This is a genomic window from Blastococcus sp. PRF04-17, from assembly GCF_023016265.1.
Lineage (GTDB): Bacteria > Actinomycetota > Actinomycetes > Mycobacteriales > Geodermatophilaceae > Blastococcus_B.
The window spans coordinates 1,988,716-2,007,462 of record NZ_CP095412.1 but is presented as its reverse complement, the minus strand read 5'-3'; the positions used below and the strand labels follow the sequence as shown (position 1 = coordinate 2,007,462).

General features: G+C 74.1%; 22 protein-coding genes and 1 pseudogene. 14 read left to right on the top strand and 9 right to left on the bottom strand.

All coding sequences use genetic code 11. The features are described 5' to 3' along the window. Positions 1 to 421: 421 nt before the first annotated feature. The 7 genes and pseudogenes from MVA48_RS10250 to MVA48_RS24130 all read left to right on the top strand — a co-directional run. Positions 422 to 820, top strand: a complete 399-nt coding sequence (locus tag MVA48_RS10250) for a hypothetical protein (RefSeq protein WP_246988494.1) — start codon at positions 422 to 424, stop codon at positions 818 to 820. Next, positions 817 to 2,790, top strand: coding sequence for a GMC family oxidoreductase (locus tag MVA48_RS10245; RefSeq protein WP_246988492.1), 1,974 nt, complete (start codon positions 817 to 819; stop codon positions 2,788 to 2,790). The genes MVA48_RS10250 and MVA48_RS10245 overlap by 4 nt, the downstream gene beginning before the upstream one ends. Continuing rightward, positions 2,787 to 3,023, top strand: a complete 237-nt coding sequence (locus tag MVA48_RS10240; protein WP_246988490.1) for a hypothetical protein — start codon at positions 2,787 to 2,789, stop codon at positions 3,021 to 3,023. Before MVA48_RS10245 ends, MVA48_RS10240 begins: the two co-directional genes overlap by 4 nt. A 59-nt stretch (positions 3,024 to 3,082) precedes the next feature. Further along, positions 3,083 to 4,213 carry a peroxidase family protein gene (locus MVA48_RS23415; protein ID WP_256461165.1) on the top strand — a complete coding sequence of 377 codons (1,131 nt, stop codon included), beginning with the start codon at positions 3,083 to 3,085 and terminating at the stop codon, positions 4,211 to 4,213. Continuing rightward, positions 4,207 to 4,716: a peroxidase family protein gene (locus tag MVA48_RS23410; protein WP_256461145.1), complete on the top strand. Its 510-nt coding sequence runs from the start codon at positions 4,207 to 4,209 to the stop codon at positions 4,714 to 4,716. The genes MVA48_RS23415 and MVA48_RS23410 overlap by 7 nt, the downstream gene beginning before the upstream one ends. Before the next feature lie 81 nt (positions 4,717 to 4,797). Next, a complete protein-coding gene (locus tag MVA48_RS10230) occupies positions 4,798 to 5,328 on the top strand; it encodes an RNA polymerase sigma factor (protein ID WP_246988488.1) in 531 nt (176 codons plus the stop codon). Then, positions 5,325 to 5,423, top strand: a pseudogene (locus MVA48_RS24130) (zf-HC2 domain-containing protein); the annotation flags it as partial. The gene MVA48_RS10230 and the pseudogene MVA48_RS24130, both read left to right, overlap by 4 nt. A gap of 323 nt (positions 5,424 to 5,746) precedes the next feature. Here MVA48_RS24130 and MVA48_RS10225 read toward each other — a convergent pair. After that, positions 5,747 to 5,971, bottom strand: coding sequence for a hypothetical protein (locus MVA48_RS10225; protein WP_246988487.1), 225 nt, complete (start codon positions 5,969 to 5,971; stop codon positions 5,747 to 5,749). Positions 5,972 to 6,016: 45 nt separating this feature from the next. Here MVA48_RS10225 and MVA48_RS10220 point away from each other — a divergent pair, with 45 nt between their 5' ends. Both MVA48_RS10220 and MVA48_RS10215 read left to right on the top strand, forming a co-directional pair. Beyond that, the gene (locus tag MVA48_RS10220; protein ID WP_246988485.1) at positions 6,017 to 6,184 is read left to right on the top strand and encodes a hypothetical protein; all 168 of its coding nucleotides are present in this window, start codon (positions 6,017 to 6,019) and stop codon (positions 6,182 to 6,184) included. Further along, positions 6,181 to 7,044, top strand: coding sequence for an ABC transporter ATP-binding protein (locus MVA48_RS10215; protein ID WP_246988483.1), 864 nt, complete (start codon positions 6,181 to 6,183; stop codon positions 7,042 to 7,044). The genes MVA48_RS10220 and MVA48_RS10215 overlap by 4 nt, the downstream gene beginning before the upstream one ends. Before the next feature lie 196 nt (positions 7,045 to 7,240). Here the strand turns inward: MVA48_RS10215 and MVA48_RS24125 are convergent, their stop codons facing one another. After that, a complete protein-coding gene (locus MVA48_RS24125) occupies positions 7,241 to 7,414 on the bottom strand; it encodes a hypothetical protein (RefSeq protein ID WP_371821209.1) in 174 nt (57 codons plus the stop codon). A gap of 210 nt (positions 7,415 to 7,624) precedes the next feature. Next, the gene (locus MVA48_RS24120; protein WP_371821208.1) at positions 7,625 to 7,789 is read right to left on the bottom strand and encodes a hypothetical protein; all 165 of its coding nucleotides are present in this window, start codon (positions 7,787 to 7,789) and stop codon (positions 7,625 to 7,627) included. Positions 7,790 to 7,990: 201 nt separating this feature from the next. On the opposite strand from MVA48_RS24120, the gene MVA48_RS10205 reads away from it, so the two are divergent. Further along, entirely contained in the window at positions 7,991 to 8,593 is a 603-nt protein-coding gene (locus MVA48_RS10205; RefSeq protein ID WP_246988479.1) for a hypothetical protein, read from the top strand. A 57-nt stretch (positions 8,594 to 8,650) separates the two neighbouring features. On the opposite strand, the gene MVA48_RS10200 is transcribed toward MVA48_RS10205, so the two are convergent. After that, positions 8,651 to 9,679, bottom strand: a complete 1,029-nt coding sequence (locus MVA48_RS10200; protein ID WP_246988477.1) for a potassium channel family protein — start codon at positions 9,677 to 9,679, stop codon at positions 8,651 to 8,653. Between the two features lie 104 nt (positions 9,680 to 9,783). On the opposite strand from MVA48_RS10200, the gene MVA48_RS10195 reads away from it, so the two are divergent. Beyond that, positions 9,784 to 10,635: a patatin-like phospholipase family protein gene (locus tag MVA48_RS10195; protein WP_246988475.1), complete on the top strand. Its 852-nt coding sequence runs from the start codon at positions 9,784 to 9,786 to the stop codon at positions 10,633 to 10,635. A 48-nt stretch (positions 10,636 to 10,683) separates the two neighbouring features. On the opposite strand, the gene MVA48_RS10190 is transcribed toward MVA48_RS10195, so the two are convergent. Continuing rightward, entirely contained in the window at positions 10,684 to 11,328 is a 645-nt protein-coding gene (locus tag MVA48_RS10190; RefSeq protein ID WP_246988473.1) for a hypothetical protein, read from the bottom strand. Between the two features lie 170 nt (positions 11,329 to 11,498). On the opposite strand from MVA48_RS10190, the gene MVA48_RS10185 reads away from it, so the two are divergent. Together MVA48_RS10185 and MVA48_RS10180 are read left to right on the top strand one after the other, a co-directional pair. Then, the gene (locus tag MVA48_RS10185; RefSeq protein WP_246988471.1) at positions 11,499 to 12,677 is read left to right on the top strand and encodes a sensor histidine kinase; all 1,179 of its coding nucleotides are present in this window, start codon (positions 11,499 to 11,501) and stop codon (positions 12,675 to 12,677) included. Continuing rightward, on the top strand, positions 12,674 to 13,351 hold the full coding sequence (locus MVA48_RS10180; protein ID WP_246988469.1) for a response regulator: 678 nt from the start codon (positions 12,674 to 12,676) through the stop codon (positions 13,349 to 13,351). The genes MVA48_RS10185 and MVA48_RS10180 overlap by 4 nt, the downstream gene beginning before the upstream one ends. Here MVA48_RS10180 and MVA48_RS10175 read toward each other — a convergent pair. Continuing rightward, positions 13,303 to 13,971, bottom strand: a complete 669-nt coding sequence (locus MVA48_RS10175; protein WP_246988467.1) for a response regulator — start codon at positions 13,969 to 13,971, stop codon at positions 13,303 to 13,305. The genes MVA48_RS10180 and MVA48_RS10175 overlap by 49 nt on opposite strands. Continuing rightward, on the bottom strand, positions 13,968 to 15,134 hold the full coding sequence (locus tag MVA48_RS10170) for a sensor histidine kinase (RefSeq protein WP_246988465.1): 1,167 nt from the start codon (positions 15,132 to 15,134) through the stop codon (positions 13,968 to 13,970). Before MVA48_RS10170 ends, MVA48_RS10175 begins: the two co-directional genes overlap by 4 nt. Before the next feature lie 159 nt (positions 15,135 to 15,293). Between MVA48_RS10170 and MVA48_RS10165 the strand changes: the two genes are divergently transcribed. Next, positions 15,294 to 15,980: a DUF4386 family protein gene (locus tag MVA48_RS10165; RefSeq protein WP_246988463.1), complete on the top strand. Its 687-nt coding sequence runs from the start codon at positions 15,294 to 15,296 to the stop codon at positions 15,978 to 15,980. Here the strand turns inward: MVA48_RS10165 and MVA48_RS10160 are convergent. Together MVA48_RS10160 and MVA48_RS10155 are read right to left on the bottom strand one after the other, a co-directional pair. Further along, entirely contained in the window at positions 15,977 to 16,618 is a 642-nt protein-coding gene (locus MVA48_RS10160) for a response regulator (RefSeq protein ID WP_246988461.1), read from the bottom strand. The two genes, MVA48_RS10165 and MVA48_RS10160, sit on opposite strands and share 4 nt — an antisense overlap. Position 16,619: 1 nt before the next feature. Further along, positions 16,620 to 18,710 (bottom strand): histidine kinase, encoded by a 2,091-nt coding sequence (locus MVA48_RS10155; protein WP_246988459.1) that lies wholly within the window; start codon positions 18,708 to 18,710, stop codon positions 16,620 to 16,622. Between the last annotated feature and the right edge of the window lie 37 nt (positions 18,711 to 18,747).

Below are 18,747 nucleotides of genomic sequence, written 5' to 3'. Positions count from 1 at the left end.
TCGCCGGACGTGGCGCAGGAACTGCTCATTCCGGGCGATTGGTCATCAGGATTACCACTGCCCGGAGGTGTCGGCCAGCGTGCTGCCGGGCCCGATACATGTCAAGGGTTCGCTCGAGTTCCGGGAGGCCGTGGACCGTCGCCGCCGCGACGTGCCGGGCGCGCGCCGTCCGTGACGGGACAACTCCGCCGCGGCGCGCAACCCCCTTGTGATCTTGATGCGCCCGGGAGGAACGTGGGCGCCGCCGGAGCCACTCCGGCGCGTCGAACGACCAGGGGGAACCGACCGGAGCCTGCGGGTGCCGGTCATCAGCGGCCGTGCTTCGACGGGGGAACGTGCAACGTGCCTTCTCTCGACGGACGTCCGGTGGGCACTCCTCCGCGAAGCGCGCCCGGCACGTGCCGGGTGGGGGAGGACCGCAGTGTCGGCGATCGGGATCCTGGGCACCGGAGCGCGCTACGCGCTGGGCGGCGTCCGTCTGGCTGCTGGTGCCACCGGCCTGTTCGCGCCGAGGATGATCATCAGCCGATTCGGGGACGACGCCCCGACCGGCAACCCCGCGGCCGTCTACGGACTGCGGCTGTTCGGCGTCCGGACGATCCTCATCGGGCTGGACCTGTGGCGGCTGGAGGGGCGTGAGCTCGACCGCGCGCTGCGGGCGGCGCCGCTGATCCATGCCAGCGACACCGCGACGGTCCTCGCCCTCCAGCAGAGCAGGCAGTTGTCCCCGGAGCGGGCGCGTCCGCTGTTGCTGATCTCGGGAACCAACACGCTGCTGTCGGTGCTCGCCCTCCTGGCCTCCCGCCGGAGCGCCAGGTGACCACCGGCTCGCCGGACGCGGAGGTCTTCGACTACGTCGTCGTCGGCTCCGGGGCAGGCGGCGGCCCGGTCGCGGCCAACCTGGCCGAGGCCGGCCATCGGGTGCTGCTGCTCGAGGCCGGCGGCGAGGACGAGGACGACGACTACCGCGTGCCCGCCTTCCACGGGCGCGCCAGCGAGCACGAGCAGATGAACTGGTCCTTCTTCGTGAGGCACTACGACGACCAGGGCCGGTGCGAGCGGGACGAGAAGTACCGGGCGCAGCCGGAGCCCGGCGGCGTCCTCTACCCCCGTTCGGGCACCCTGGGCGGCTGCACCGCCCACAACGCGATGATCACCGTCTACCCGCACGACGCCGACTGGGACCTCATCGCCGAGGAGACCGGGGACCCGAGCTGGCGGGCGCAGGAGATGCGCCAGTGGTTCGAGCGCCTCGAGGCATGCCACTACCGGCCGCGGCCGCGGGTGCTGCCGAAGAACTCCCTGCTCGCCCGGTTGCTCTCCGCGCTTCCGCTGGTCAGCGAGAAGTACGTCAACGCCAGCCGGCACGGGTTCGACGGCTGGCTGCACACGACGCTGGCCGATCCGAAGCTCGCCGTGGCCGACCCGCAGCTGCGCGAGGTGCTGTTCCGCTCGTTCGCCAGGAGCCTCGGCGACTTCTGGGGCCGCCCGCTGCGCCCGTGGGAGGGCCTCAACTCGGCCGTCGACCCCAACGACTGGCGGGTCCGGCGGAAGGGCGAGGGGTTGTGGCAGATCCCGATCGCCGTCCGGGACGGCTGCCGCAACGGCAGCCGGGAGCGCATCCGCGACGTCCAGCAGCGGTTCCCCGACCGGCTGGTCGTCCGGACGGGGGCCCTGGCCACCCGGGTGCTGTTCGACGAGGCGGGCACCATCGCCCGGGGCGTCGAGTACCTGCCGCAGCCGCACGCCTACCGCGCCGACCCCCGCCCCGCCGCGGCGGCCGCTGCGCCCGTGCAGGTGGCGGTCCGCCGCGAGGTGATCCTCTCCGGCGGCGCCTTCAACACCCCGCAGCTGCTCAAGCTCTCGGGCATCGGCCCGCGGGAGGAGCTGGAGCGCTTCGGCATCCGCTGCCGGGTCGACCTCCCCGGCGTCGGCGAGAACCTGCAGGACCGCTACGAGGTCGGCGTGGTCAGCCGGATGGCCAAGAAGTTCAGCCTGCTCGAGGGCCTGACGTTCTGCGGTCCCAAGGACGGAGCGGACCCCGACCCGGGATACCGCGACTGGCTCGAGCGCACCGGCGTCTACACGACCAACGGCGCGCTGCTCGGCCTGGTCAGCCGGTCGCGGGAGGACCTGCCGACGCCGGACCTCTTCGTCTTCGGCCTGCCGGCGCACTTCACCGGCTACTACCCGGGCTACTCGTCGTCGCTGGCCCAGCAGTCGGACTGCTTCACCTGGGCGGTGCTCAAGGCGCACACCGTCAACCGGGCCGGCAGCGTGCTGCTGCGCTCGGCGGATCCGCGCGACACCCCCGACATCCGCTTCCGGTACTTCGACGAGGGCGACGACACCGCCGGCCAGGACCTCGACGCCGTGGTCACCGGGATCGAGCTGGCGCGGTCGCTGATGAAGAGCCTCGGGGACGACGTGCGCGAGGAGCTGGTGCCCGGGCCGTCGTTCGACACCCGCGAGCGGTTGCGCGAGTTCGTGGAGGACAACGCCTGGGGGCATCACGCCTCGTGCACGGCCGCGATCGGCTCGCGCAAGCGCGGCGGCGTCCTCGACGGCGACTTCAAGGTCCACGGCACCCGCGGCCTGCGGGTCGTCGACGCCTCCGTCTTCCCCCGGATCCCGGGCTTCTTCATCGTCACCGCGGTCTACATGGCGGCCGAGAAGGCCAGCGCCGCGATCCTCGCCGACGCCGCCGGTGCCGCACCCCGGACGGTCGTCTCCCATCTGCTGCCCCGCCCCCGCAGGCCCCTCCGCCCGACCGTCCAGGAGAAGCGATGAGCACCCAGACCCCGCGCCCCACCAGCCTCTCCAGCGGCTCGGTGCCCCAGCCGCGCGCCGACTCCGACGGGCACCCGGGAGCCGGATCCGCCGCACCGTCGACCCGCTCGCGGGTCCCGGGCGCCGACTACCGGCGCACGTTCTTCTGGCGCGTCTTCGGCAAGGTGGCGCAGACCGTCGACCACAGGGTCGGCTGGGACAAGCTGCCGCTGCCCGGGGGCTCGCCGTCCTGATCGGCATCCGCAACATCCTGCGGCAGGAGAACCTCTACGACCCCTCGACCGTGGTGCCGATGGTCGGCGGGCCGACGGCTCCGCCGCGGACGCCGGAGCACCTGGTCAACCGCAGCGTCGACGGGTCGCACAACGACCTCGACTTCCCGGACATGGGCATGGCCAAGGCACGGTTCGGACGGAACATCCCGCTCGACGAGGTGCTGCCGGTGACCGACGCGCAGCTGCACGAGCCCAACGCGCGCACCGTCGCCCGCCGGCTCATGACCCGGGAGACGTTCAAGCCCGCCGTCACGGTGAACACCCTGGCGGCGGCGTGGCTGCAGTTCATGATCCGCGACTGGTTCGAGCACGGCGAGGGCGACACCTCGCGCCTGGTCGACATCCCGATCGAACCCGGCGACGACTGGCACGAGAACCCGATGCGCATCCCGCGCATCCACCCCGACCCCAGCCGCCCCCCGGGCGCCGAGGGCCCGGTCACCACCGTCAACGAGGTCACCCACTGGTGGGACGGGTCCTCGATCTACGGCTCGACGCTCGACCAGCAGCGGTTCGTGCGCAGCGGCACCGACGGCAAGCTGCGACTCAACGACGACGGCACGCTGCCGATCCCCGACGACCCGCAGTACGACTTCACCCGGGTGCCCGGCTGGTGGAGCGGTCTGGGCATGCTCGCCACGCTGTTCGTCCGCGAGCACAACGCCGTGTGCGACCGGCTCAAGGCCGACTACCCGCACTGGGACGACGAGGAGCTCTTCCAGCGCGCCCGCCTCGTCATCGCCGCGCTGATGGCGAAGATCCACACCGCCGAGTGGACGCCGGCGATCATCAGCCACCCGACCACGGTCTACGCGCTGCGGGCCAACTGGTTCGGCGTCGCGGGGGAGCGGATCGCCCGCACGTTCGGCCGGATCAGTGACAGCGAGGTCATCAGCGGCATCCCCGGCGCGGCCACCGAGCACTACGGCGCCCCGTTCTGCCTCACCGAGGAGTTCACCAGCGTCTACCGCATGCACCCGCTGCTGCCCGACGACTTCGACATCCGCTCGCTGGACGGCGACCGGCCGCTGGCGCAGCTGGAGTTCCCCGAGCTGGCGGCCCCAACTCCAAGGACGTCGCGGCGCGCTTCAGCCTGCAGGACCTCTTCTACTCGTTCGGCACCACGCACCCGGGCGACATCGTGCTGAAGAACTTCCCGCGGTTCCTGCAGCAGTTCACCCGGCCCGACGGCGCGGTCATCGACCTGGCGACGACCGACATCGTGCGCATCCGCGAGCTGGGTGTGCCGCGCTACTGCCAGTTCCGCCGGCTGCTGCACATGACGGTGCCGCGCACCTTCGCCGAGCTGTGCGAGGACCCGGAGCTGGCCGCGGAGATCGAGGAGATCTACGGCGGGGACATCGAGCAGGTGGACCTGATGGTCGGCCTGTACGCGGAGAAGCGGCCGACCGGGTTCGCGTTCAGCGACACCGCGTTCCGCATCTTCATCCTCATGGCGTCGCGGCGGCTCAACAGCGACCGCTTCTTCACCAGGGACTTCCGGCCCGAGATCTACTCGCCGGCGGGGCTGCAGTGGGTGCGCGACAACGACATGCGCACCGTGCTGCTGCGGCACTTCCCGGAGCTGCGGCCGGCGATGCGCGGCCTGGACAACGCCTTCGCCCCGTGGAAGCGCGTGACCGAGGCCTGATGCGGAGTGGGAGGGCGCGGTTTCCGCGCCCCTCCCACTCCGCTCAGAACACTTCGGCGTGGCCGGAGCTACAGGGTTGGCATGAGGACGCCGGAGCCCCGCTCGGACGGTGACCTGCTCCGCGGGATCGCCGACCGTGACCGGGCCGCGCTGCGCGACCTGTACGACCGGCACGCACCGTGGCTCCGGGCGCGGCTGCGTCGCCGGTGCGGCGACGACGACGTCGTCGAGGAAGTCCTCCAGGACACCTTCCTCGCCGTCTGGCGCAAGCCGGAGGCATACCGGGGGACGGGCGACGTCCCCGCCTGGCTGTGGGGGATCGGCATCCGCCGGCTGCTCGCCGCCGTGCGCCCGCGGCGGCCGCTGCCGCTGCGGCTGCTGCTCCCGGCACCGGCGCCCTCCGCCGAGGACGTCGTCCTGCTCGGCGTCGAGCACGGCGACCTCGCGGCGGCGGTCAACGGGCTGTCGCCGGAATTGCGCGCCGTGGTCCGCGCCGTCGTCCTCGACGGGCTGACCAGCCGCGAGGCGGCGCGGCTGCTCGGCGTCCCGGCAGGCACGGTCCGCACCCGCATGGCCCGCGCCCGCACCCAGCTGCAGGAGGCACTCACATGAGCTGGCACGTCGACGCACCGATGCTGAGCGAGTACCTCGACGGGCGGCTGCCCGAGGCCCCGGCCTCCTCGGTCGAGTCACACCTGATGAGCTGCGCCGGCTGCCGGGAGCAGCTGGCGCGTGCCGACGCGGGTCCGCGGCACGGAAGTACCCGGCACGAGCGAACATGGCACCGGCTGATCGACGCCGTGGACGACGAGCCGGTCACGCTGCTCGAGCGGGTGCTAGGGAGCGTGCTCCCGTCGCACGTCGTCCGGTTGGTGGCGGCCGCGCCGTCGCTGCGGCGGGCCTGGTGGACGGCGGGCACGGGGCTGCTCGTCCTGGCGCTGGTCGCCGCTCACCTCGGCACGGGCGCGTTCGGCACGGCGCTGTTCCTCGTCTCCGCTCCGCTGCTGCCGCTGGCCGGGGTCGCACTGGCCTACGAGGGCAGCGACGAACTGGCCGGGGAGGTCGCCGGGACGACGCCGTACCCGCGGTTCCGGGTGCTCCTGCTGCGGACCGTCGCGACCGCCGCCACCACCCTCCCCGTGGCCGGCGTGCTCTCGCTGGCCCTGCCGGTCGGCGTCCGCCCGGCGTCGCTCTGGCTGGTGCCGGCCGTGGCGCTCTCCGCGCTGGCCCTGGCGCTCTCCGCGCGGTTCGCCATCCGTCACGTCGCCGTCGTCCTGACGCTGGGCTGGCTCGCGGCGTCGTGGGGCAGCCTCCGCAAGCCGCGCCTCCCCTGCCGATCGACGACCTGCTCGAGCGGGCCGTCGTCTTCCGTCCGGCCGGCCAGGCCGTGCTGCTTCTCGTGGCAGCGGTCGCCGTGGTCGTCGCCGTCACGCGTCGCAGCACCTGCGAGGACAGGAGAGGGACATGAGGACAACCGTCGACCTCGCGGGCGTGACCAAGCGCTATCGCGGCACGGTGGCGCTGCAAGACGTCTCGCTGGGGATCGGGGCCGGCGTCACGGGGCTGCTCGGCCCCAACGGCGCCGGCAAGACGACCCTGCTGCGGATCGTGGCCACCGCGCTCGGCCAGGACGCGGGCGAGGTCCGGGTCCTGGGCCGCGACCCCGCCGATCCGGCCGACCGGCTGCAGGTCCGCCGGCGACTCGGCTACCTCCCGCAGGACTCCGGCGCCTACAGCGGTTTCACCGCCTTCGCGTTCGTCGACTACGTCGCCGTCCTCAAGGAGATGACCGACCGGCGCGCCCGGCACGAGGAGGTGCGCCGGGTGCTCGACGCCGTGGGTCTGGCCGATCGGGCGCACGCGAAGATCCGCGCGCTCTCCGGTGGCATGCGCCGCCGGGTGGGCCTGGCCCAGGCGCTGCTGGGCCGGCCGGAGCTGCTGGTGCTCGACGAGCCGACCGTCGGTCTCGACCCGGAGCAGCGACTGCGCTTCCGCGAGGTCCTCGCCGGCCTGCCCGACGACACCACGGTGCTGCTCTCCACCCATCTCACCGAGGACGTCGCCGCGCTGTGCTCTCGCGTGGTCGTGCTCGACCACGGCCGTGTCGTCTTCCAGGGCTGGACGTCGGAGCTGGCCGGCATCGCCGACGGGCACGTGTGGGACGCCGACGGCCCGGCGCCGGACGTCGTGGTCGCCTGGCGCACCGCCGAGGGCCGCTTCCGCAACGTGGGCAGTCCGCCGCCCGGCGCCGACCTGGTGCCCGCGGGCCCCGAGCACGGCTACCTGCTGCTGACCGGTTCACGCCAGACCGAGGAGGTCCTGTCATGACCACGACCAGCGTCCGCCCGGCGGCCGTGGTGGGCCGCCGGACGCTCGCCGAGCTGGTCCGGGCCGAGAGCCGCTACGTGCTGCGCAATCCGGTGCTGTGGCTGGGCACCGCCGTCTACGGCGGCACGGCAGTCCTCCCGATGTTCACCGGGACCGGATCCACCGACACCGCCAGCGACCTGTACCTGACGTACTCCTACTCGGCGGGGGCGCTGGCGATGGCCGCCTTCCTCGTCGCGGTGTGGGCCGCCCAGCGGGACCGCCCGGCGACGACGGCCGAGATGTTGATCAACACCCCGGCCCGGCGGTGGGAGCGGACCCTCGGTCTGCTCGGCGCGGTCGTCGTCCCGTTCGGGCTGGCGCTGTTCATCGGCTGCGTGCAACTGGTCGTCATCGAGTCCCTCGGCGGGATCCCGGTCGGGAACCAGCCGTACGACACCGTCTTGGTCCCGACGCCGCTCGAACTCCTCGGGCCGCCGCTGGCCGTGGCCTGCTCGTTCGTCGCGGGCGTGGCCGTCGTGCGGCTCGTGCGGTCGAGGGCGGTGGCCGCCGTCCTCGGCCTGATCGGCGGCGCTTTCCTCTACCTGTTCTTCTGGATCTGGTACGTGGTGCCCTTCGCGCTGTTCGCCGTCCACCGCACGGCGCTGACCGCGCACACCCTCGGCGAGAACCCGACCGACGCCGAGCTCGGCCGGCACCCGGCCGCCAGCATCCCCACCGAGCACGAGCCGAACTTCATCGGCATCGACCGCGACCTGGGTTTCTACGGGCTGCACCTGCTGTTCGTCCTCGGGCTCACGGGGGTCCTCGCTGGGATCGCCCTGCTGCGCAGCGGCCGGGATCGGCGCTCCTGGGCCGTCTTCGCCGGCGGGGCGGGACTCGCCGCCCTGGCGGTCGTCGCCCAGCTTCTCTTCGTCGACGGCGCCACGGACTGGATGGGGTTCCTGTGACCACCGGCGTCCGGCCGGGATGGGGCCTCGTCCTCGCGGTCTCCGTTCCGGCCGTCGCCTGGCCGACCGTGCTCGGCACGATCGGCGCCGCCCTCGCGGTGACCGGGACGCTCGCCCTCCTCCCGGCAGCGGCCGATCCCGTGCTCCCCGTGCTGGCGGTCCTGGTGCTGGCCTGTGCGGCGGCCGTGGCCGCGGACGACGACACGAGCCCGGTGACGACGAGCGCGCCGGTTCCGGTCCGTCGCCGGCTGGCTGCGCGGGTGGGGCTGGTGCTCCCGGCGTCGGCGGTCGGGCTGGGCGCCGTGCTCGCGGTCGCCGGCCTCGCCGGCGCACAACCGGATCGGGGACTGGCGCTGCTGTGGGCGGTGCTCACCGTCGTGGCCCTGGCCGTCGGCGTGGCCGCACACCGGGCGTGGCCGGACCTGCCGGGGATGGCCGCGGCAGCCGTGGCCCTGGTGGTGGGGCTGGTCGTGGCCCTGCGCCTGCCCGCCGCGGTGCTGACCGTGGCGGCGTGGGACTCGACGCCCGAGCGCGTCGGCATCGCCGTCGTCCTGTCGGCGCTGGTGCTGGCCGTGGCCACCCGCGACCCGGCGGCCTAGGAGGGTGCGGCTTCGGGCCGCGGTGTCGGGGAGGAGGCGGCCCGGAGGATCGCCCTTCTACTGGTGCGAGCGGACCACGACGAGGATGTCGCCGCCCTCCAGGTTGCCGATCAGCGGGTCGTCGAAGCGGAAGGTGATCCCGCCCCGGGTCACCGACAGCACGATGTCGCGCAGCGATCGGGGGTCCAGCCCCACCTCGCTGGTGGTCACCGGGCGCTGGTGCAGGTCGAGGCCCTGCCCGCCGGTGACCAGGTCCTCGACCACCGCGACGACGCGGGGGGCGTCGGTCGACAGGCCCAGCAGCCGGCCGGACGTCGCCGAGGTCGTGATGACGGTGTCCGCGCCGGACTGCCGCAGCAGGTTGGCGTTCTCCTCCTCGCGGACACTGGTCGTGATCGGGACGTTCGGGTTGAGCTGGCGCACCGTGAGCGTGATGAGGACGGCGGCGTCGTCCCGGTTGGCCGCCACGATGACCGCCCGGGCGCGCTCGATCGACGCGCGCCGCAGCACCTCGGTGCGGCCGGCGTCGCCCACGAGCCCGGTCAGGCCCATCGAGTTGGCCTCGTCGATCGCCCGCGGCTCGGTGTCGACCACGACGATCTTGTCCAGCGGCGTGCCGAGCGCCTGCAGGGAGCGGATGGCGGCGCGGCCCTTGGTGCCGTAGCCGCACACGATGACGTGCTGGCGCACGCGGGACCTCCAGCGTCGGATGCGGAACTCTTCCCGGGAGCGCGCGGTGAGCGCCTCGAGGGTCGTGCCGATGAGCACGATCAGGAACATGATGCGCAGCGGCGTGATCAGCAGGACGTTGGTCAGCCGGGCCTCGGGGGTGACCGGGGTGATGTCGCCGTAGCCGGTGGTGGAGAGCGAGACCGTCGCGTAGTACGCGGCGTCGAGCACGGAGATCTCGCCGCCCTTGCTGTCCTCGTAGCCGTCCCGGTCGAGGTAGACGATCAGGATCACGACGACCAGGACCACCGCCGCGATCAGGACCCGACGCAGCACCTGCCGGACGGGCGAGGCCTCTTCGTGGGCGATCTGGACGCCGGTGTGCTCCGTCTCCGGTCCGACCGGCTCGAACTTCACCCCGGGGACAGTAGTGAGCGAGGTGCGCGGTTGCGCGCCGCCGCACCCGTTCGGGTCAGCTCACCTTCTCCCGAGCCTGTCGAGGGGTCTGTGAGGATGGCGGCATGAGCGACCAGCGCAGGGCCCTCGTCCTCGGTGGTGGAGGCATCACCGGCATCGCCTGGGAGATCGGCGTGCTGGCCGGGCTCGCCGAGGCGGGCACGGACCTGTCCGGCGCGGACCTGGTGGTGGGCACGTCGGCCGGATCGGTGGTCGGCGCCCAGCTGACCTGCGGCGCTGAGCTCGAGGCCATGTACGCACGGCAGCTGGAGCCGCCGGCTCAGGAGAAGGTCGCGCGGATGACCCGCCGGAACCTGGCCCGGTACGGCTGGGCGATGATCGCCAGCCGGGGGAGCGACGTCGACTTCCGCCGCCGGATCGGCGCGCTGGCGCTGGCCGCCGAGAAGGCCGGTCTGACCCCGCCCGAGCAGGAGCGCCTCGACGTCATCGGTTCCCGCCTGGTCAGCCGGGAATGGCCCGAACGGGAGCTGGTCGTCACCGCGGTCGACGCGGAGACCGGCGAGTTCTCCGCCTTCGACCGCGAGTCCGGCGTCCCGTTGCTCCAGGCCGTCGCGGCCAGCTGCGCCGTCCCCGGCGTCTACCCGCCGTGCACCATCGGCGGTCGGCGGTTCGTGGACGGCGGCATGCGCTCGGCCGCCAACGCCGACCTCGCCGAGGGCTACGACCGGCTGGTGGTGCTCGCCCCCATCCCACGCGGCGTCGGCCCGCTGGCCGGCGTCGACGCGCAGGTGACCGGTCTGGTGTCACGGGTGGCCGTGGTCTCGCCGGACGAGGCGAGCCGGCGGGCGATCGGCCGCAACGTGCTCGACCCCGCCGCCCGGGCGGGTTCGGCGCGCGCCGGCCGGGCACAGGCGGCCGTGGTGGCCGAGCGGGTCGCCGACGTCTGGACCGGCTGAGCGGAGTGGGAGGGCGCGGAATCCGCGCCTCTCCCACTCCGAATCAGCTCAGGCGCGGCGCCAGAGCCAGATGCCCACCCCGGCGAACCACAGCGGCATCAGGTAGGTGAACGCCCAGCCCACCGGCGGCAGCGCCAGGCCGACGGCGAACACGATGCTGAACGCCGCCAGCCCCCGCGACCGGCGGCCGGCGACGGCCACCGCCACCAGGAAGGCGATGCCCACCCACGCCGACATGGGGTGCGCCAGGTTCATGAGGACCAGCGCGGTCTCCGCCCCACCGGGGGTCACCCCGCCCTCCAGGACGAGGTCGCCGACCGTGACCGCCGCGGCCGGCGCCGCGAAGGCAGCGGTCAGGAGCAGCACGTGGCCGGCCCCCAGCACCGGCATCAGCCGCACCGACGCCGGATCGCCCGAGCCGCTGAGGTGGGCGGCGAGGTGGGCGGCGAGCCGGCCGGTGACGGCGATGGCGAGCAACGCATAGCCCGCCAGCAGCACGGCGGCGAGGCCGACCGGCGCACCGGCCATGGCCTCGGCCGCCTCCGCGGCGGTGGTCGCTCCGGCGAGCGGATCGTCGAAGACGACGACGGTGCCCGCGAACGCGAGCAGTCCGCCGATGCCGGCGAGCGCGGGCAGGACGGCGCTCCCGCCGCGCGCGCGGGCGGGCGCTTCGGAGATGGCTGTGGTGGTCATGACCGGTCCTCCTCGGGGTGGCGCGACCGTCGCGCCGGACGCGTCCACGCTCGCCGGGCGCGCAGCGGCGCACGTCCCCCGGCGGCGGGAACTGCGTCGCCGTGCGGCAGACGGGGAATCGGTCGCGCGACAGACGTCGGGGAGCCGGTCGCCGTCCTACGCTGCCCGCCATGTCAGGCATCCGGGCCAGGTGGCAGGGGCTGTCGCTGTGGGTGCGCGACGGCCTGCTGGCACTCGTGCTGAGCCTGGCCGCCCTGCTCGAGCTGGTGGTGCTGGCCGGCGAGCCCATCCCGCAGCTGCCGCTGCAGATCGTCGCGTTCGGGGTGATGACCGGCTGTCTGGTGCTCCGACGGATCCGGCCGCTCACGGCGGCGTGCACGGTGGCGGTCGGGCTCGCGTTCCAGACGGTGCTCGGCGACGCCCCGGTGCTGTCCGGGTTCGTCGCCGTCCTGGTGGCCACCTACTCGGTCGCCCAGTACGCGGGACGGCGGGACGCGGTGCTCGGCCTGCTGGCGATCGTCGCCGCGATCGAGGTCTACCCCCTGGTCCGACCGGAGGTGAAGCTCGTCGACGAGATCGCCAACGCCGCCATCCCGGTGGTGGTGTGGGTCTTCGCGCGGCTGGCCCGCGAGCGGCTGGACCGCGCCGTGGCCGCCGAGCGGGAGGTCATGGCGGCCCGGGCGCAGATGCGCGAGGAGGACCTGACGCGGGCCGCGGCCCTCGCCGCCGAGCGCCGGCGGATCGCCCGCGAGATGCACGACGTCGTCGGCCACGGGGTGACCCTGATGCTGCTGCACGCCGATGCGGCGCAGGCGAGCCTCGGCGGCCGGGAGCCCGCGACGGCGCACGCGCTGGACGTCGTCCTGGCGTCCGGGCGCACCGCACTGGAGGACCTGCAGCGGCTGCTGCGGGTGCTCCGGGACGACGCGGTGGACGACGGCGAGCCCGGCACGCTCGCCGCCCTCGACGGGCTCGCCGAGGCGGCGGTCGCGGCCGGCCGGGACGTCACGGTGACCGTCGAGGGCCGGGTGCGGGAGCTGCCGACGGCGGTGGAGGCGACCGCGTACCGGATCGTGCAGGAGTCGCTGACCAACGCGTTCAAGCACGCCCCCGGCGCCCGCATCGAGGTGCGGGTGCGCTACGGCGAGCTGGCACTGGAGGTCGACGTGACCGACGACGGCCCCGGCGCGGCCGGCTCCTCCGACCGGGGCGGCTTCGGGCTCGCCGGGATCCGCGAGCGGGTCGCCCTCTTCGGGGGCCGGGTCCGCGCCGGCCCGCGTGCCGACGGCCGCGGCTGGTGCACCTCCGCCGTGCTCCCCGTCCCCGCCCCGGAGCCGGCGCACGCATGACCGTGCGGGTGCTGCTGGCCGACGACGAGGCGCTCGTGCGTGCGGGACTGCGGATGATCCTCGAGGCCGAACCGGACGTCGAGGTGGTCGGCGAGGCCGCCGACGGGGCCGAGGCCGTCTCGATGTGCCGTGAGCTGCGCCCCCACGTCGCCCTGGTCGACATCCGGATGCCCCGGGTCGACGGCATCTCGGCCGCCCGCCGGATCAGCGCCGATCCTGCCCTCGGGACGGCGGTCGTCATGCTCACCACGTTCGACGCCGACGAGCACGTCGTCGAGGCGCTGCGCGCCGGGGCGAGGGGGTTCCTGCTGAAGTCGATGCCGCGCGACCAGCTGGTCGGCGCCGTCCGTACGGCGGCGAGCGGCGAGGCACTGCTCGCGCCCGCCCTGCTGCGCCGGCTGCTCGACGACTTCGTGACGCGTGCCGGCACGACCGCCACACCGGCCCCCGGGCTCGACGAGCTGACCCCGCGCGAGGAGGAGGTGCTGCGGCTGATCGCGCGCGGTCTGTCGAACGCCGAGATCGCCGACCGGCTGGTGCTCGGGGAGGGCACGGTCAAGACGCACGTGGCCCGCGTGCTGGCCAAGCTCGGCGTCCGCGACCGGGTGCAGGCCGTCGTGGTGGCCTACGAGTCCGGCCTGGTCCGCCCCGGGCGCACGAGCCCCGACTCGTAGGCGGTGACCACGGCCTGGACGCGGTCCCGCAGCCCCAGCTTGGTCAGCACCCGGCCGAGGTGGGTCTTCACCGTCGCCTCGCCGAGGAAGAGCTCCGCGGCGATCTCGGCGTTCGACAGCCCGCGCCCGACCAGGGTGAGCACCTCGGTCTCGCGCTCGGTGAGCTGGGCGAGCGCCGGGGGCCGCGCGCCCGGCGGCGGGCCCTGCACGAACCGCTCGACCAGCCGGCGGGTCAGCGCCGGGTGCAGCAGCGCGTCCCCGGCGGCCACGGTCCGCACGGCGCCGGCCAGTTGCTCGCGGCGCACGTCCTTGAGCAGGAAGCCGACGGCGCCGGCCTGCATCGCGTCGTAGAGGTACTCGTCGGCGTCGTAGGTGGTCAGGATCAGGACCCGCGAGCCCAGCCCCGCCTGGGTCATCGCACGGGTGGCACCGAGGCCGTCGAGCACCGGCATCCGGATGTCCATGAGGACGACGTCGGGCTGCAGCCGCCGGGCCTGGGCGACCGCCTCCCTGCCGTCGCCCGCCTCGCCGACCACCTCGAGGTCGGGCTCCAGGTCGAGCAGCAGCCGGAAGCTGTCGCGGATGAGGGCCTGGTCGTCGGCCACCAGCACCCGGATCACCGCTCGTCCTCCGGCACGGGCAGCCGGGCGTGCACGGCGAAGCCGCCCGAGGAGGACGGGCCGGCCTCGAGGGTGCCGGCGAAGACGGCGACCCGCTCCCGCATGCCGAGCAGCCCGCGACCGCCGCCCGGGGCGGTGTCGGTGCGGCTGCCGCCGTCGTCGACCACCGCGACGTCGACCGCGTCAGGCTCGTAGCGCAGGCTCACGCCGACCGTGGATCCGGCCGCGTGCCGGGCGGCGTTGGTCAGCGCCTCCTGCACGATGCGGTAGACGGTCAGCCCGAGACCGGCCGGCAGCCGCCGCGGCGTGCCGGAGACGGCCAGCCCGACGTCCAGCCCGGCGGTGCGGGCGGAGCCGACGAGGCCGTCGACGTCCTCGACGCCCGGCTGCGGGGCCAGCGGCCGGTCGGCGTCCTCCTCGCGCAGCACGCCGAGCAGCCGGCGCATCTCGCTGAGCGCCTCGCGGCCGCTGGCCTCGATCACCCGCAGCGGCTCGCGGACCTGCTCCGGATCGCGGTCGAGCAGCCCGGAGGCGGCCATGGCCTGCAGGACGACGAGGTTCACGTGGTGGGTGACGACGTCGTGCAGCTCGCGGGCGATGCGGGCGCGCTCCTCCGCGACCGCGACCCTCGCCTGCACCTCGACGAGCTCTTTCTCCGTGGCCAGCGCGCGGGTCCGCCGGGTGCCCGCGACGAGTCCCCCGATCAGGGGGGCCACGAAGAGCACGAGGTTCCACCACAGTGCGGAGAGCACGCCGTCGGCTCCGGCGCGGAAGCCGTCGGTCATGTACCACTCGTGCACGAACAGCGACACGACGGTCACGCCGAGCCCGGCCAGCAACCGCCGACCCGCGCCGTACGCGCCGAGAGCGTAGAGGCTCACCCAGGCCGGCCACAGGACGAACAAGCCGATGGCGGCGTCCTGGGTGAGCAAGGCGTGCAGCGCGATCGGCACCCACACCCCGGCGACCGTGGCCAGCGGGTTCCTGCGCCGCCAGAGCAACGCCGCGGAGGGGATCAGCATCATGGGGACCGCCCACCAGCGGCTGCCGGCGAAGGACTGGTCGCTGGCGGCCGCGAGCCCCTCACCGAAGGCGACGGCCGTGGTCAGCCCGGCCGACCCCACGGCGAAGAAGACGTCCAGCACCCATGGCGGAACCTTCACGAAATCGGACGGTAGCGACGGCGAGGGGTGGCGAACATCCCTCCGGGGGCGGAACCGCATCCCCTCGGGGGTGGAGCACGAACGGCGCCCGGGCCGATGCGCGGAGGCGGAGGTGCGACGGAGGCTCGGCCGGTCCGTTCCGCTGCTCCGGAGGTTCCCGTGTCCAAGATCCTCGACCGTGTCGCCGACGCCGGCGGCATCCTCTACTTCGTCCTCGTCGCCGTGGGCTACGTCGTCCTGGTCTCCCCGTTCCTGCCCGAGACGCTGGAGTCGCCCGACGCCGTGCGGGCCCACCTGGTCGCGCACCCGCCGACCGCCTCGCTGTGGCTCGGTGCGTGGCTGGAGGCGGCGGGTCTCCTGGCGCTCCTGCTGCTGGCCGCGCGCCTCGCCGCCCGCATCCGGGCCGCCCGGCCGCTGGACTGGCTGCCGACGGCGGCCGTCGGGGTCGCCGTCGCCGCCTTCGCGGTGAAGATCGGGTCGTTCGCGCCGGTGCTCGCCGCGCTGGACGTCGACCGCTACGACGCCGGGACGGTCACCGCGCTGCTCGGCATCAACGACGCGGCGCACGGGCTGGCGTGGGCACTCGACGGGGTCTTCGTCCTGCTCCTCGGACTCGGCGCGCTGGCGTCGCGGGCCCTGCCCACCTGGTTGGGTGCGCTGACGGTCGCGGCGGGGACGGCCTGCCTCGCCGCCACCGCTGCGCCCGGGGTGCTCGACGCGCTGCAGGTCGTCTTCCTCGCCTGGGTGCTGGTGGTCAGCGGCTGGCTGCTGGTGCGCGGCGAGCGCGCCGTGGCGCCCGAGCGGAGTCGGAGGGGCGCGGAAAGCGCTGCCCTCCCACTCCGCTAGCCGCCGAGGCCGGCCTCGCGGGCGCGGATCATCGCCTCCGCGCGGTCGGCCACCTGCAGCTTGGCGAAGATCGCCGACACGTAGTTGGCCACCGTCTTCGGACTGAGGAACAGCGTCCTGGCGATCGAGGGGTTGGGGTGACCGGCGGCGATCAACGACAGGATCTCGCGCTCGCGGTCGGTCAGCTCGGGGAACACCTTCGGCGCCGGTCGCGGCTGGGCGAAGAAGGCGAGCACCCGACCCGCGACGGCCTGGCTGAAGATCGCCTCGCCGCGCGCGACGGCCCGGATGGCACCGATGATCTCCTCCTCGTCGGCGTCCTTGAGCACGTAGCCGCGGGCGCCGGCGCGCAGCGCCAGGAAGACCGAGTCCTCGTCCTCGAAGAGGCTGAGCACCAGCACCCGCACGTCCGGGTCAGCGGCCACGATCCCCCGGGTCGCCTCGATGCCGCTCATGCCCGGCAACTGGAGATCCATGAGGACGACGTCGGGTCGCAGCTCCGCCGCACGCGCGACGGCATCCTCACCCGACACGGCCACCCCGGCGACCGCGACGTCCGGCGTCGCCTCGAGCAGCGCCACGACGCCCTTGCGGAAGAGCGGATGGTCCTCGACGACCAGGACGCGCAACGGCTCCACCTCAGGACCTCTCCGGCAGGGGCAGGACGGCGCGCACGCGGGTGCCGCCGGCGGGAAGGGCCTCGACCGTGCAGTCGCCGCCCATCTCCGCCGCCCGCTCGCCCATCGAGGAGAGTCCCACGCCGTGCGTCGCCGAGTCCGGAAAGCCCGTGCCGTCGTCGGTGACCTCGACGGTCAGCCGGCCGGGCGCCGGAGCGAGCCGCACGGTGCAGCTCCGCGCCGAGGCATGCCGGACGACGTTGGTCAAGGCCTCCTGGACGATCCGGTAGGCCGCCACCTCGACCGCCGCGGGCAGTGGCGGCAGCACGGCCGGGACGTCGACGGCCATCCGCGTACCCCCGCCCTCGGCGCCGATCTTCTCGGCCAGCCGCTGCACCGCGCCGACCAGGCCGAGCTCGTCCAGCGCCGGCGGTCGCAGCTCGTGCACGAGCCGGCGGATGTCGGCGATGGCGGCGCGCAGCTCGGTCCGGAGCTCGCCGGCCAGCGCGTCGGCGGCCTCCGGATCGCGGGTGATCATTCCTCGGAGGACGCCCGCCTGCACCGTCAGCCCGGCCAGCTGCGCGCCGAGCCCGTCGTGCAGGTCGCGGCGCAACCGGCGGCGCTCCTCCTCGCGGGCGGCGACCAGGCGCTCCCGGGAGCGCTGCACGTCGGCCGTCAGCCGCACGGCGGAGACGGCGACACCGGCCTGCCGGGCGAGGTCGGTGAGGAGACGGCGGTCGGCGGGGGAGAACGACGACTCGCCAGGGCGCAGGCCGACCACGAGGGAGCCGACGGGCGCACCGTGATGAACCAGCGGGAGCGTCTCGACCGCCGTCGTCCGTGTGCCCACCTCGACCGGCGGCGCGTCGTCGCCGAGCCGGACCGCCGCGTAGGGCAGGCGGAGCGACACCCGCAGCGTCCGCACGATCTCCGGGAGGACGGCGTCGGGCGCCAGCGTGTTCTCCAGCCGCTCCCCGAACTGCGCCAGCGCCGTGTACGGCTCCGACCGGCGTCCGTAGAGCAGCCGGTCGACCGCCCGCTGCAGCCGGTCGCGGGCCGGGGCGAACAGCACCGCCACCACCCCGGTGGCGACCAGCGAGACCACGAGGTCGTCGTCGCGGTGCAGCGCCGCGCCGAGGTACCCCACGACCAGTACGTACACGCCGATGACGAGCAGGGTGAGGACGCCGTACACCAGCGTGCGGCTGATGACCAGGTCGATGCCGTCCAGGCGGTACCTGAGCACGGCGACGGCCAGGGCCACCGGCAGGGCGAGGACGACCCAGGCGAAGGCGATGCCGCTGAGCCAGGGAGCGGCCGCCTCGAGCGGAAGGAACACCAGCGGGGCCACCGCCCACAGGAACCACTTCATCTGCTGCCGCTCGTCGCCGCGGGAGCGGTGGAAGCGCACCCCCACGGCGGCCAGCCCGCCGGCCACGCCGATGAGCAGGAAGCCGCCGAGCACCGCGAACGCCGGATGCTGCTCGGCGTGTGCCAGGCCGTCGATGCCGATCGGGTTGTCGATCCGGTAGTCGACCTCCTGGCCGGTCAGCGTGTCGGCGACCATCCCGAGCCCGACGACGCCGACGAGGAAGATGCCCGGTGCCACGGCGACCGGCCACCAGCGGCGGGACGGCAGCCGGCCGTCGGGGAAGAGCAGCGGCAGGTACACGAACGTCAAGGCGAGGACGACGTACCAGTACCAGCTCTGCAACCACGCGCCGATCACCGCCAACGCGTCCGGCTCGCCCCGCGTGGTCACGACGTAGGCGGCGTACATGTCCAGCGCCGGGACGATCCCGATCAGGAGGGCGAGCGCGGTCACGATCCAGCCGACCGCGTTGCGCGGTCGCAGGCCGACGAGCAGGGCTCCCACGACGGCGAACGCGCCGAAGCCGACGGAGATGATCACGCCTTCGACGTGGTCGTCGCCGACGCCGCCGAGCCGGGCGTCGAGGATCCACATCACGGTCAGGCCGGTGACGTACACCGGGACGACGGACCAGGCGAACAGCCGCAGCTTGATCGAGCGGGCACCGCGGTCGGACGTCGCCGGGCGCACAGCCGCGGTGTCGGTCGTCGCGGTGCGGGTCGCCACGGTGTCGCTGGTCACGGTGTCACCTCGATCCTCCGGCTCGGGCACCATGCGC

What these genes read in the sequence shown, in the direction of transcription:
- MVA48_RS10240 (WP_246988490.1), top strand. Translation starts at nt 2,787, where the DNA reads ATGAGCACCCAGACCCCGCGCCCCACCAGCCTCTCCAGCGGCTCGGTG.
- MVA48_RS23415 (WP_256461165.1), top strand. Translation starts at nt 3,083, where the DNA reads ATGGTCGGCGGGCCGACGGCTCCGCCGCGGACGCCGGAGCACCTGGTC.
- MVA48_RS10230 (WP_246988488.1), top strand. Translation starts at nt 4,798, where the DNA reads ATGAGGACGCCGGAGCCCCGCTCGGACGGTGACCTGCTCCGCGGGATC.
- MVA48_RS10225 (WP_246988487.1), bottom strand. Translation starts at nt 5,971, where the DNA reads ATGGCGAACCGCGCGGAGAGCGCCAGGGCCAGCGCGGAGAGCGCCACG.
- MVA48_RS10215 (WP_246988483.1), top strand. Translation starts at nt 6,181, where the DNA reads ATGAGGACAACCGTCGACCTCGCGGGCGTGACCAAGCGCTATCGCGGC.
- MVA48_RS24125 (WP_371821209.1), bottom strand. Translation starts at nt 7,414, where the DNA reads ATGAACAGCGCCAGCCCGAACGGGACGACGACCGCGCCGAGCAGACCG.
- MVA48_RS24120 (WP_371821208.1), bottom strand. Translation starts at nt 7,789, where the DNA reads ATGCCGATGAAGTTCGGCTCGTGCTCGGTGGGGATGCTGGCGGCCGGG.
- MVA48_RS10195 (WP_246988475.1), top strand. Translation starts at nt 9,784, where the DNA reads ATGAGCGACCAGCGCAGGGCCCTCGTCCTCGGTGGTGGAGGCATCACC.
- MVA48_RS10190 (WP_246988473.1), bottom strand. Translation starts at nt 11,328, where the DNA reads ATGACCACCACAGCCATCTCCGAAGCGCCCGCCCGCGCGCGCGGCGGG.
- MVA48_RS10185 (WP_246988471.1), top strand. Translation starts at nt 11,499, where the DNA reads ATGTCAGGCATCCGGGCCAGGTGGCAGGGGCTGTCGCTGTGGGTGCGC.
- MVA48_RS10180 (WP_246988469.1), top strand. Translation starts at nt 12,674, where the DNA reads ATGACCGTGCGGGTGCTGCTGGCCGACGACGAGGCGCTCGTGCGTGCG.